At 44.7% G+C, this 12249-nt stretch carries 9 protein-coding genes and 1 pseudogene; 6 read left to right on the top strand and 4 right to left on the bottom strand.

What is annotated here, in order from left to right:
* Nucleotides 1–27: 27 nt before the first annotated feature.
* Complete coding sequence (locus tag L5L98_RS11415; protein WP_011918489.1) at nucleotides 28–339, bottom strand: pyrimidine/purine nucleoside phosphorylase; 312 nt, start codon at nucleotides 337–339, stop codon at nucleotides 28–30.
* A 355-nt stretch (nucleotides 340–694) separates the two neighbouring features.
* Between L5L98_RS11415 and L5L98_RS11410 the strand changes: the two are divergent.
* A pseudogene (locus L5L98_RS11410) lies at nucleotides 695–2649 on the top strand (methyl-accepting chemotaxis protein).
* Nucleotides 2650–2781: 132 nt separating this feature from the next.
* Here L5L98_RS11410 and ovoA read toward each other — a convergent pair.
* Nucleotides 2782–4899 carry a 5-histidylcysteine sulfoxide synthase gene (ovoA, locus tag L5L98_RS11405; RefSeq protein WP_263140854.1) on the bottom strand — a complete coding sequence of 706 codons (2118 nt, stop codon included), beginning with the start codon at nucleotides 4897–4899 and terminating at the stop codon, nucleotides 2782–2784.
* A gap of 377 nt (nucleotides 4900–5276) precedes the next feature.
* Between ovoA and L5L98_RS11400 the strand changes: the two genes are divergently transcribed.
* Complete coding sequence (locus L5L98_RS11400) at nucleotides 5277–5672, top strand: hypothetical protein (protein WP_198572490.1); 396 nt, start codon at nucleotides 5277–5279, stop codon at nucleotides 5670–5672.
* Nucleotides 5673–5711: 39 nt separating this feature from the next.
* Here L5L98_RS11400 and L5L98_RS11395 read toward each other — a convergent pair whose 3' ends face one another.
* Nucleotides 5712–5894 carry a hypothetical protein gene (locus tag L5L98_RS11395; RefSeq protein ID WP_113941356.1) on the bottom strand — a complete coding sequence of 61 codons (183 nt, stop codon included), beginning with the start codon at nucleotides 5892–5894 and terminating at the stop codon, nucleotides 5712–5714.
* A 361-nt stretch (nucleotides 5895–6255) separates the two neighbouring features.
* Here L5L98_RS11395 and L5L98_RS11390 point away from each other — a divergent pair, with 361 nt between their 5' ends.
* The 4 genes from L5L98_RS11390 (at nucleotide 6256) to L5L98_RS11375 (ending at nucleotide 10107) form a co-directional block, all read left to right on the top strand.
* Nucleotides 6256–7107 (top strand): PfkB family carbohydrate kinase, encoded by an 852-nt coding sequence (locus tag L5L98_RS11390; RefSeq protein ID WP_263140851.1) that lies wholly within the window; start codon nucleotides 6256–6258, stop codon nucleotides 7105–7107.
* A gap of 315 nt (nucleotides 7108–7422) precedes the next feature.
* Complete coding sequence (locus L5L98_RS11385; protein ID WP_219254984.1) at nucleotides 7423–8883, top strand: diguanylate cyclase; 1461 nt, start codon at nucleotides 7423–7425, stop codon at nucleotides 8881–8883.
* A gap of 135 nt (nucleotides 8884–9018) precedes the next feature.
* Complete coding sequence (locus tag L5L98_RS11380; RefSeq protein WP_198572493.1) at nucleotides 9019–9714, top strand: MOSC domain-containing protein; 696 nt, start codon at nucleotides 9019–9021, stop codon at nucleotides 9712–9714.
* A 36-nt stretch (nucleotides 9715–9750) separates the two neighbouring features.
* On the top strand, nucleotides 9751–10107 hold the full coding sequence (locus L5L98_RS11375; RefSeq protein WP_105251079.1) for a DUF4870 domain-containing protein: 357 nt from the start codon (nucleotides 9751–9753) through the stop codon (nucleotides 10105–10107).
* A gap of 76 nt (nucleotides 10108–10183) precedes the next feature.
* Here the strand turns inward: L5L98_RS11375 and L5L98_RS11370 are convergent, their stop codons facing one another.
* A complete protein-coding gene (locus L5L98_RS11370) occupies nucleotides 10184–12100 on the bottom strand; it encodes a methyl-accepting chemotaxis protein (RefSeq protein ID WP_263140845.1) in 1917 nt (638 codons plus the stop codon).
* Nucleotides 12101–12249 lie beyond the last annotated feature (149 nt).

Below are 12249 nucleotides of genomic sequence, written 5' to 3'. Positions count from 1 at the left end.
AATCGTACTGCCACTCAATCGAGATGATTAGAGGTAGCTACAGCAATATTCGGCAATGGCAGTATTGCGGATTTTGAAGCTAACATTCGCGGCAAGCTCAAATTGCGTTCCTTCACTAAACTCTTGCCATAAAGTGCTCTCCGGTAACAACACCTCAAAGCGGCCACTGGTGACTTCCATGACTTCGCCTTGGGAAGTCGAGAACTCATATTCTCCGGGTAATACAACACCTAAGGTTTGCTTACTGCCATCGGCTAAAAATACACTACGGCTAGCTACTTTGCCGTCAAAGTAGATATTGGCTTTTTTCGATACTGACACTTGCTCGAGTAAACTCATTATTAATCCTCTATAAATTGGCTTTAGATGAATTTATATGCATTTTTGATAAATTTCAATGCGTTGTTTGCCGCGTGGATGTACGCATTCAATATACGTTGATGCTAATGTCCGGTTTATCGCCAATTTCCCACTTTATTATTTTAGTTGAAGTGGTCGACGACAGTTGATTGTCATTTAAAGTTATTAATCATTATTTTTATTTAAAAATAATGACTTGGAGGCATTTTAGTCAGCTTTTGATGAAAATAGTCGGTACTACTTTGTTTCGCTGAGATTCTTCTATAGTGTTATGGCAGGTTTGATTCTGTAAAGAGCGAAGGAATAGAATTCGAAGCATGACAAGGAGTCCTCCATGGGTTTTACTCGTAAAATTCAGCTTATCAGTTTATTAATTGTCCTATTACCCCTCATTTTTGCTACAGCAATAGTAACTTATATTGCTCGGGATGAATTGTTTGCCGAGGCTCAGTCTCGTTTAGTGGCTGTGCGTGAGATCAAGCAGCGGCAAATTGTGAGTATGTTTCAGGACTTTTCCGATAATCTTCAGGCCGTCAGCGCCGTAATCGCCAGCCAAAAAAACCTCGATACTCTTACCGACATAGATCAAACCTTGCAGTCCTTAAATAAATCTCTCGGTTTTTATGATCTGTTTATTATTCGTGATGATGGCACCGTTTTATATACAGTTGAGAAAGAGTCTGATTTCGGTACCAATTTGCGTACAGGGCCCTTCCATGATTCGGGATTAGCACAATTATTTAATAAGGCATTGGGATCGGCGGGTACTGTATTGTTGCAAGATTTTTCCGCATACGCTCCTTCAAATGGTCAACCAGCGGCATTTATTGGCCAGTCGATTCAGTTCAATCAGCAAAGGTTAGTCGTGGCGGCTCAGGTATCCATCGACCGCATTAATCGAGTTATGCAAATTCGTGAAGGTATGGGGCAAAGCGGTGAAACTTATCTCATAGGTCCAAATAATCGTATGCGCTCCGATTCTTTTCTCGACCCAGTTAATCGCACTGTTACGGCTTCTTTTGCGGGAACGGTAGCTCAGAATGGTGTCGATACACAGGCGGTCAAAGAGGCGCTGGCAGGTAAAACAGGGGTGATGCAAGTGAATGATTACAATAATAATCCTGTATTATCTGCTTATTCTCCCGTCGTTGAGCTTGGTTTACGTTGGGGTTTGATGGCTGAAATTGATGTGAGTGAAATTGCAGCTCCCGCCTACCGCATGCTGTTTATTGGTTTATCTGTATGTGTGGCCGCCTTAGTGTTGGCGTTCGCTGCCGCTAAGTTAGTCACAGGATTTGTATTAAAGCCGCTCGGCGGTGAGCCTGAGGACATGTGCAACTTGACCAGTATGATCGCCTCTGGTGATTTAACTCATCATTTACCGCATATTCAAACGGATAATCACCTGATGAGTTGGTTGGCGCGGATGCAAACTAAGCTTAAAGAAATCATCAGTCAGCTGGTGGGTGTTGGGCATGAACTTGAATCCGCCGCCGAACAAAACTCTGCAGCTATGAGTCAAGCCGATTGCAGTATTCAGATGCAGGCTAAAGAAACCGATATGCTGGCCACAGCGGTTGAAGAAATGAGTTATGCCGCAGCCGAAATCAGCACCAATACGATGAGGTCCTCCGATGAAGTGTCTGCCTGTACCCATTCGAGTGAAATTCTTTCACAAAACTTAGCCAGTACTCGTAAAAGCTTAAAAGTACCTTGAACAGTTTTGCGACTATTCATCAACAGGTGGGCAGTCTTGAGGCGGATAGTCAGAAAATCGGTTCAGTATTGGCGGTGATAAATGCGATTGCAGAACAAACTAATCTCTTGTCTCTTAATGCGGCGATTGAAGCTGCGAGAGCTGGCGAGCATGGTCGTGGATTTGCGGTGGTGGCCGATGAGGTGCGTCAGTTAGCGGTGAAGGTTCAGTTGGCAACTCAGGATATTGGGCAAGTGTTAAAAGGTATTCAGCAACAGTCAGGTGTGCTGGCGTTGCATAGCGTAACGTGTTCCACTGAAGCCTCTAAAACCGCAGAAGATGCCGATGGAATGCAAGCGGCTGTGGATGATATTGCTTTGCGCTTAGAAACCTTAAAGGCATTAATGATTCAAACCGCAACCGCTGCGGAAGAACAAACAACGGTTTCAGCGACGATTGCGCAGGGGATTGCTGGCTTAAGCGTGGCGGCGGAGGAAAATAGTGCGGCTATCAGCCAAGTGGCAGCGAGTACGCGGAGTCTGTTGGGGTTAGCACATCAGCTTGGTTTAACAACGGCACAGTTTAAGGTGTAGGTATTTTTCGCTGCATTTACAGTGTTCTCACCTTAGTTGGTGCTGTAAATGTGACTGAGCTCGATGTTGTATATCCGCCAGAAATGGAGCTCTGGCGGATATTTTTTACCTTTTAAGTTATCTAATAAAGAATTATGAACGCTTACGCCAAATTGTCATTTCCGAAATGGAGTGTTGGAATTTACGTTTAGTCTCGCGGATCACGAAGGGGATTTCCTTCACTGCGACCAGCTCAAATTGTCCAATTAAGGTTTCGGTCAAGCCATCTAAGGTGGTGAAGTTCTCCCCTTTGATCTTAACGCCACCTAACCATTTATCCTTGGGCGTATAATCTTCAAGCCAAGTGTATGGCGAGGCAATGACAAGGTATCCACCGTGATTAATCCGCTGGGCAATACTGGTTAAAAAGTGCTTAGGATCGTTCAACCTGTCGATAAGGTTTGAGGCATAAACCAAGTCATAACCTGTGTAGATGGGCTTTAAATTACAGGCATCACCTTGCATAAAGTTGACCTTTTTAACCTCAAGCTCATATCCCAGTTTCGCGAGACTCGCACTCTTAAATTCCTGTAAGTCGCCTTCGGTACGTATGGTGTAACGTTTTTCACCTTGTTCTGTCAGCGCATAGGCCTGTTGAATAAAGCGCGCCGAGAAGTCGATACCATCAACATGATCAAACACTTTTGCCAGTTCGAAACTCGCGCGACCAACGGAGCAGCCGATATCGAGGGCTTTGGTGGTATGGCTAAGCTGAATTTCACTGAGCGCTTGCTGCACACCATTGACGCAGAAGTTAGCCACCCCGAAATATTCGGCGCCATAGTGGAATTCAAGGTATTGGGAAATCAGTTCATCCGTTTCGTACACATTGACCTCGGCCATTTGAGCTGGATTTTGGGTGGATTCCACATAGCGAAAGCCCGCGTGTTGATAGAAATGTCGACGAAACGCATAGCGTGATGAAGCAATTGCCTCATTACCCGTAGAGATCCACGAGCCGCCTTTGATGAGATTATGTTTGCCATCGAAGGTTGGGGTGGAGAAATCATCGTAAAGTGGGTGTACGGCGAAGCCGTCAAAACCGTCGATTGCGGTTTCTGTCCATTGCCAAACATTACCGACAATATCGAAAAAGCCATTATGTTCGAAGCGATTCACTGGGCAAGAAGAGGCGTAATAAGCCAAAGCAATATTGCCCGGCACTTCATGCCAATCGGGCGCATCGGCGGGCACATTCTCGCGTAAGATGTACCACTCAGCTTCAGTTAATAGACGTATATTGCTTTGCTTTTGTTCGGCTTTCCAATTACAGAAGGCTTTAGCTTCGAGCTGATTCACTTCAACAGGCCAGTTTAATGGCAGCGGAATTTCTTCCGCTAAATTACGTTGCCACCATTTATCTTGTCTTAAGCGCCAAAAACGCGGCATTTGTGCTTGGGTATAGGCAAGCCAAGCTTGGCCTTCTTCATTCCAAAATTGGGGTGAGCGATAGCCGCCAGCCTCAACGAATTCGAGATACTCTTGATTTGATACTAAGAATTTAGCCGCTTTAAAGTCGTTAACGTTAAAAATTTTATGGCCGTATTCGTTGTCCCAGCCGTAGGTTTGGTCTTGCTCGGTTTTACCTAAGGTCACTTTTTGCCCTTTTACAGCCAATAGACTGTTGGTCTCGGCAGGGGCGGTGTCTTGGCACGTAGGCCAGAGGTGGTTGGGTGCGACATATTCCAGCGGCAGTTGGCGTATGATCACCGATGAGGTTTCTAAATGAATACGTTCATGCTCAATGCCCATCAAAATGATCCAGGCTGGGCTATTTTGAGTGATAGGTAACGTCAGGGGCATTTCATCAATAACGCGATTGACGACGGCGTTAACTTGCTGGCGATAGCTTCGCACTTCTGCCACATCTGGCCACGGATAATGTTGTTCGTTCAAATCATCCCAAGACATCTCATCGACACCAATGGCGAACATGGATTCGAAGTTGTCGTTTACTCGTTCATCGAGAAATTTACCGAGTTTGAGTTTGTTGATATAGAAAGTGGCCGTATGGCCAAAGTAAAAGATTAACGGATGGCGCAGCGGCTCGGCTTTGAGGTAATAGGCGCTATCTTCTTGGATCAAATCATACAGAGACTCGTATAAAGCCCATGTCTGATTAAAGTATTGCTTAAGCTCTTGACGCTTTCCGGCCTCAGTTTCACCAATGAGCTTAAGGGTTTGAGGGGGTTGCGTTATGGGCTTATCCATAGACAAGTAAACTCCGTATTTATCGGCCTGCGGTGCAAGCATGGGAAGATTAATCTATCGTGTGTGACTCTATACGCGATTACTGAGCTCAGGATCACTTTGTCAGCTTAATGTGTCGGTTTGAGGCAAAGTGTTTTACAAACTAACAGAAAGGCCAATAGAAAGGCCAATTGAGTCCAACATCAGTGCTGGAGCTTAAAGTATCTCAGGTATGACCCTTTGGTTTGGGATTATCTTACAAAGAAAGTGATGCGCTCAATTTAGTGATGCTACTCCTTACAGGGATTAAAATTATTTTATCCCTGAAGAGTATTTTCTCTGTCGGGGTTAAGGCAGAATGATCCCGTCCGTAAAATTATTATGCAGGATATAACGGGATGACAATTAACGCATTATGGATACCCGCCTGGTATGAGCTTGATCCGTCGATCGTAGTGGGTGTGACTGAGGAGTTTGTTTTTCACAAGACTGCCGCAAACGAGGCGTTAAAGTTTTACAGCGGTGCAAAGGAAAACGATGCCGTTAAGGCAACCGGAACTATTTCGGCCATTAAGCACAATGTCTTGGGGGACATTGAAAGTGTCGATGCGCAGGGGCTCGATTATACGCTTGTGTTGCAAGATGGACGGCGTTTGTTAGTCAACGCAGAGGAAAACCCTGGCTTGGTTTATGAGTGGGTTGATGATAGTTGGCAGCCTTCAGATATGGTCATTACAGATTGGACATTAACAGTACAATTTGCGTCTTTATCACCATTGACGCCAATAAAGTAATTGAAGGTTTATCGTGAGTAACTAGATGGCAAAGTGCAGTTAGCGCTCGGGATCCGAGGTTGACTGCACTTTTACTTGTTCAGCAAGTTGTTGGTATTCTTGTTTGATTTCTGCAATATAAACATCGTGAAAATTCAATTCATTAAATTCATCTATACAGAGCTGATAACGGCGTAGCTGCTCAGATTTTTCTTCGGCGGTATCCCATATTTCCATTAGCATAGCGTTTGATTCCATTCATAAATTTAATATATGTATCCAGCATGCATTTTAACTATGTCTACTGATAATTAATCGAGTCGGCTTCAAAATGGTTACGCTTCATTTTGTCCTGAGACGTTATCTTTTCTATAAATCTATTTTAAACAAAGTGTTAGAGTTAACATCTATGTTATACCGTATGAGTGTATAACTGTTTTCCTCGTCTTCTTCGGGACAAATGCTTACATCAAGGCGCTGCCATATCCTTATAATGTTTCTATCTTGATGATTGGATTGTGCCTGTGAGCATTTTGCTCTAGATTGATATTTCTTTGTTTTTATCTTCTGGCCTTGATGCTTTTTTGCCCTTTGGAGCCGTGTAATGGCTAATATTCTGTTAGTTGCCAATCTCAACTGTGATCGGATCTTACTGCTTGATAAACCTTTAAAAACAGGTGGACGTTTCCATTATCAAGATGGCGGCCAAAGGCTCGGCGGCGGTGGGGCAAATACCGGATTAGGTTTAGTCTGGGCAGGGCATAGCGTCGCGCTGGTGAGTCAAGTGGGCCGTGATGACATGGGGGATTGGCTCATTGCAGAAGCCAGTACGCAAGGGCTCGATTGTCGCTTAGTGCAGCGCCGCACCGGCAATACATGCGAAATGCTGCTTGTAATGACGCCAGACGGCGAGCGCACCATTATTCGGCCACAAAGACCCATATTTGAATTATCTGTACCGCCGAAATGGCAGCCATGGGACGCGTTGTATTTTAATACTTCCGCTGAAGGCTCTGTCAGCTGGGCAAAAACAGCTTTAGAACATTGTCTTGTGGTCGCGCAATTAGCCAAGGACGACAGACAGAGACCTTGTCATATTTTATTGGCCTCCATGAGTGATATTCAGGGGCGTTGTGATGGCGCATCTTGGGAATATGGCAAAAGCATTGGTGGCGATTGTCTGCGTTACTTTATTGTCACCGATGGTATCAATGGGGCTAAGGTTTACACGCATGATCAAGTGCAGCATGTTGCTGCTATCCCTGCCACAGTTGTTGATACCACTGGCGCGGGTGATGCCTATGCGGCAGGGTTGATCCACAGTCTCTGCATCGGCCAGTCGATTACTGAGGCCATGGCAGAAGGGGCGATTTGGGCGGCATTTGCGGTGGCAACCGATAGTTCTATTCCGGGTGAGGCACTAAAACAGTATTTAGAGACAAAGCAAACGACATAATAAGTACTATTGTGACCAGTTTGAGTCATCTTTTTGTCATACGTCCTTGCTAGAGTATGTCTTGTGGCGCATAGCTTGTCTCTTAACGTTTTCTTGTACTTTTCTCCCATTTATTGGTTAGTATGTTTTTTGCCTCGTTTCCCCAACGAGGCATTTTTTTGCTCAAAATAAAGTTATTCCATCGTAGAACGCCAATACGACAGAAATCTTGTGCGGCCATGGCGCAATTGCGTTAACATTTATTCAACTAAAATAGTTATCGTTAAATTAAAATAATAAGCCACTCAAGGTGTTCTGTAGTCTTTGGAGTTGAGAATGGGCAATAACGCTTGGAATGATAAAAATAAATTTATTTGGCTTCTGTCTGTTTTGCTTTTGGTCGCCTTTTTAGTGACTAGCGGTATCAGTTACAAAGTAGCCCATGATTCACTGAGCCAACAAATAGAGAGCAATACCTTACCGCTCACAAGTGACAATATTTATTCAGAAATTCAACAGGATTTGTTACGACCCATCTTTATTTCATCCTTGATGGCGCAGGATACCTTTGTTAGGGATTGGACCTTAAGTCATGAGCAAGAGCCCAAAAAACTCATTCGTTACCTTAAGGAAATCCAAGAGAAATACGGTACAGTCACTAGCTTTTTTGTGTCTGAGAAAAGTCGAAATTATTACCATTCCACGGGCATTTTAAAACAAATCCAAGATGTAGAGCCTGACGATGCTTGGTATTTTCGAGTGCGTTCTTTACCTGAATCTGAGCATTATGAGGTCAATATTGATGCCGATACGGCTGATCGCAGTAAGACAACAGTATTTGTGAATTATAAGGTTTTTGATTTTGAAGGAAAATTCATTGGTGTTACTGGTGTGGGGTTGGCGGTTGAAAAGGTTAAAGCCTTAATTGAGTTATATCAAAAGCGTTATAACCGCCGAGTGTTCTTTACCGACCGGCAAGGTAATGTCACTTTGCATGGCGATCAATATGACGGTACGGATTCGCTGCAAACGAACGTAGGGCTTGATAATTTGGCTACGCGTATTTTAACCAGCCCAAGTGCCGCCTTCAGCTATCAGAAAAACGGGAAAACGGTTTATCTCAATAGTCGCTTAGTTCCTGAGTTTAAGTGGTATTTAATTGTTGAGCAGGAGGATGCGCCACAAGAGCGGGAACTGTTAAATACGTTTTGGGGTAATTTGGCGTTAAGCCTAATGGTGACCCTAGGTATTTTATTCATCTCCAACATGACCTTAGGTCGTTATCAGCGCAAACTAGAAATTATGGCGTCTACTGATAAGCTCACTGGCGCCGCTAACCGTCAGGTGTTTGATGAGTACTTTAGGCAGGCGTTAGATAAAGCTAAGCTGACACAATCGCCGATTTCAATACTCTTGCTGGATATCGACCACTTTAAAAAAGTGAACGACAGTTATGGGCATGGGATTGGTGACTTAGTATTAAAAACCATGACTAATATGCTGCGTGGTTTACTACAACAACAGGATATTTTATGTCGCTGGGGCGGTGAGGAGTTTTTAATTTTACTCCCTGAGATGGATTTATCTCGAGCGGCAGAACTGGCAGAACAGATCCGTGACCTCATTTCCCAGCGGGAAATTAAAGTGAATGGATTACACATTTCTATTACTGCCAGTATTGGTGTTGCTGAGCATCAAGTGCAAGAGCCCGCAGAGGACCTTATCAAACGTGCCGATCTGGCCTTGTATCAGGCAAAAGAAGCGGGCCGAAATCAAGTGGTGTTAAATCATTCATAGACTCTACTCGGTTCTTCTTGGCAGCAATGTTTAGCCTACCTTTGTGGGTTATGGCGCGGGTTGATTGTATTATTGGCGTATCGCGGTTTACACTCTGACAGTAATGCGCGATAGGTCATTGATTTGGAGTTGCAGATGTCAAAGTTGTTGATTAATAAGTTGTCTGGATTGTACTTAGGAACTCATCTTCAAGAAATGTCCGGTGTTGCTACGGGGATTGATGGTAAGCAAGCGGCTCAACAACTGTTAGTGCATATCGACCATGTTGAAGGGGACGCGCAGGCCGATCCAAAACACCATGGCGGCCTTGATCGCGTGCTACATCATTTCCCCCGCGAGCACTACGGCCAATATCGTCGTTGGGACTTAATCACCCAGCTCGAAGATGCGCCCAGCATGGGAGAGAACATTAGCACAGTTGGACTGAACGAAACTCAAGTCAATATTGGCGATATCTTGCAAATTGGCGCAGTAAAAGTGCAAGTGACTCAGCCGCGTTCACCTTGTTTTAAATTGAATCTGCAATTTGGCCACAGAGAATTCGCCCTCGCTATGCAGCAAAGCCAATTATGTGGTTGGTTTTATAGAATCTTAACCCCAGGGATTATTCAGTTAAACGATAGGATTGAATTAGTTGAGCGTCGTACTGATATCAGTGTTGCCGAGGCCATGTCACTCTATTTCTCGCCAACGTTTAATGCCAGTGCCTATGATCGTTTAGCTTCCTGCGAGGGATTAGCGCTGAGTTGGGTTAATAGCCTACAACGCCGCTTAGCATTACAGACAGTAGAAGATTGGCAAATGCGTTTATATGGGCCGAGTGGAAAATAAGGCTTTATATTCAAAATGATAAAACAGGGATGACCTATGATTGAACCCGTTACAAAAAGTGATAAAGATTTTGGCTTACTGGTATACGCCTCAAGTTTTATTGGATACTTAGTGCCGTTGGGCTCTATTCTTGGTCCTTTGATCATTTGGCTGATGAAGCGTGAAGAGTCCGCATTTGTTGATCAATGTGGCCGTAGTTGCTTGAACTTTAAATTGAGCCTGTTGATTTATGTGATCATCAGTGGCGTATTAGCTTTGGTCGGCATTGGTTTCATCTTTTTAGCCATACTCGGCATATTCGATCTGGTGTGTACTGTGCTGGCGATTATTAAGGCCAGCGAAGGTAAAGTGTATCGCTATCCATTAACGATTAAATTTATTGCTATGGATTAATTGCCTCTGCGAGTTAAAGAAAAACGCCTTAGATGGAAACATCTAAGGCGTTTTTTATGGCGTAAGTTTTAAGGTTTTACACCTTAAACTTGGCCACTAAGGTATCTAAGCGGTGTGACAGTTGATTCAAGGCTAAACTCGCCTGTGCCGCCGCTTGTGCAGTATTGGCAGTACGTTGAGTAATGTCATTGATTTCAGTGACGTTACGGTTGATGTCCTCCACAACTGTGGATTGTTCTTCCGTTGCCGCAGCAACTTGAATGTTCATGTCGCTGATAAGACCAATGCGATCGCTAATGCCAATTAACGATTTGCTGGCTTCATCGACGGCCACAACGCCTTCGTGGGAGCGGGTACGACTCTGGGCCATCGCATTAACCGCGCGGCTGGCTTCCGATTGCAGCTTGTCGATCATGCCTTGCACTTCATTAGTCGATGCTGCTGTGCGTGAGGCTAAGTTACGCACTTCATCGGCTACGACAGCAAATCCGCGTCCAGCTTCGCCGGCACGTGCTGCTTCAATGGCCGCGTTAAGTGCTAACAAGTTAGTCTGCTCAGAGATAGCGCGGATCACATCTAAAATACCGCCGATGGATTTAGTGTGGGTCGCGAGGGACTCAATCACTTCACCCACTTGGCCAACGTCTTTTGACAATTGGTTAATGGTATCGCGGGCACGGGTTACCACAACTTGGCCGCTGCTAGCTTCAGTATCTGCATCTCTGGCGGCAACCGCAGCTTGGGCGGCATTACTGGCAATTTCGTTAACCGTCGCGCCCATTTCATTAATGGCCGTTACCACCATCATAGTGCGATCTTTCTGCTCGTGGCTGTCTTCTAAGGTTTGTTGTGCCTGATTCGACACATCCTTAGCCGAGAAACCGAGCTGTTCGCTGGTTTGTGCCACTTCGATGACCGAATCTTGGATCTTGCTGATAAAGCTGTTAAATCCCTTGGCGAGTTGCGCAATTTCATCTTCACCATTAACAGGTAAGCGTTGGCGTAAGTCACCTTCACCTTCGCCTATGTCGTGGAACATGGCGGCAACTTGGGCAATAGGACGACTCACAGAACCTGCCACCACGATGGCGAGTACAATAAAGCCCGCTGCAATGATCAGTGTCCAGATTAAGATCTGATAAGCCGCTTCGGTTAATAGCGCAAACACTTCGGCTTCTGGCACTTGTGCCACTAAGTACCAATCCATAGATGCGATATAACTACTGGCAACCAGCATGTTTTCGCCATTGATCTTGGTATTGATCAGATTGAAATCACCGCGGTTTAATAATGAGCTTGAACTTGCATCCTTGTATAAGTTGCTTAGGTTGCTCTTACCAATTTGGCTCGTATCTGGGTGGAGTTTCACTTCTCCCTTGGCATCCACTAAGTAAACAAATCCCGTTTCTTCAATCTTAAACGAGCTCAGCAAGCGCACCATATCATCGAGTGATTTAGCGAGCCCGACTAAACCGCGACCATTAGGTTGCTGGTAGTTGATGAAGAGTTTGACTTCGCCGTTGGCCTCAGTGAATACGTTTAACATACGTTCTTGGCCACTGTCGCGGTAACCAAAAAACCAGCCATCCTGCGCAGGAGTGAGCACGCGCAAAAAACCATCCTGAGTGTAGTAGGCGGCAGTTTGTCTATCTGCGTAGGAAGCTTGCGCTAGCTTATATTGACGAGTGATGTCTTTGAGTTGGGCTACGACTTGGGTTTCTTGGGCCTGCGGTCTACCGTCTTCGAGCCATTGCAGTAACATGCGGCTACTGGCCAATTGCTCTGCAGCATTCATCAAAGTGGAAATGTCGAGATCGATCTTATTGCGAATTTGCATCATTAAGCTCGGTAATTCCGAGCCTAACATCCTTTGTTGTACGACATTTTTAGCGCTACGTTGGCTTAATACGCCGACGAGTATGGTCGACAACAGTACTGCAAATGTCACTGTTAACAGAATTTTCTGCTTAATGGTGAGGTTATTAAATATCATAAATATCAATATGCCTGTGTTGGACTATTTTGAGTTATCGGTCAACGCACTCTTGTACGGTAAAAGATTATCGGACAGAAATGTTAAAAGTTAACCTTAGTCTAGGCCGGTTGCCGAATAAAACAGCGTATAGAACACTTATTTGGCCT

This window comes from Shewanella sp. SM23 (assembly GCF_025654295.1).
In the GTDB taxonomy this organism is placed as follows: Bacteria; Pseudomonadota; Gammaproteobacteria; order Enterobacterales; family Shewanellaceae; genus Shewanella; species Shewanella oncorhynchi.
This window is presented reverse-complemented; position numbering and strand designations above follow the sequence as displayed.

What these genes read in the sequence shown, in the direction of transcription:
- L5L98_RS11415 (WP_011918489.1), bottom strand. Translation starts at nt 339, where the DNA reads ATGAGTTTACTCGAGCAAGTGTCAGTATCGAAAAAAGCCAATATCTAC.
- L5L98_RS11385 (WP_219254984.1), top strand. Translation starts at nt 7,423, where the DNA reads ATGGGCAATAACGCTTGGAATGATAAAAATAAATTTATTTGGCTTCTG.
- L5L98_RS11390 (WP_263140851.1), top strand. Translation starts at nt 6,256, where the DNA reads ATGGCTAATATTCTGTTAGTTGCCAATCTCAACTGTGATCGGATCTTA.
- L5L98_RS11395 (WP_113941356.1), bottom strand. Translation starts at nt 5,894, where the DNA reads ATGCTAATGGAAATATGGGATACCGCCGAAGAAAAATCTGAGCAGCTA.
- L5L98_RS11400 (WP_198572490.1), top strand. Translation starts at nt 5,277, where the DNA reads ATGACAATTAACGCATTATGGATACCCGCCTGGTATGAGCTTGATCCG.
- ovoA (WP_263140854.1), bottom strand. Translation starts at nt 4,899, where the DNA reads ATGGATAAGCCCATAACGCAACCCCCTCAAACCCTTAAGCTCATTGGT.
- L5L98_RS11375 (WP_105251079.1), top strand. Translation starts at nt 9,751, where the DNA reads ATGATTGAACCCGTTACAAAAAGTGATAAAGATTTTGGCTTACTGGTA.
- L5L98_RS11380 (WP_198572493.1), top strand. Translation starts at nt 9,019, where the DNA reads ATGTCAAAGTTGTTGATTAATAAGTTGTCTGGATTGTACTTAGGAACT.
- L5L98_RS11370 (WP_263140845.1), bottom strand. Translation starts at nt 12,100, where the DNA reads ATGATATTTAATAACCTCACCATTAAGCAGAAAATTCTGTTAACAGTG.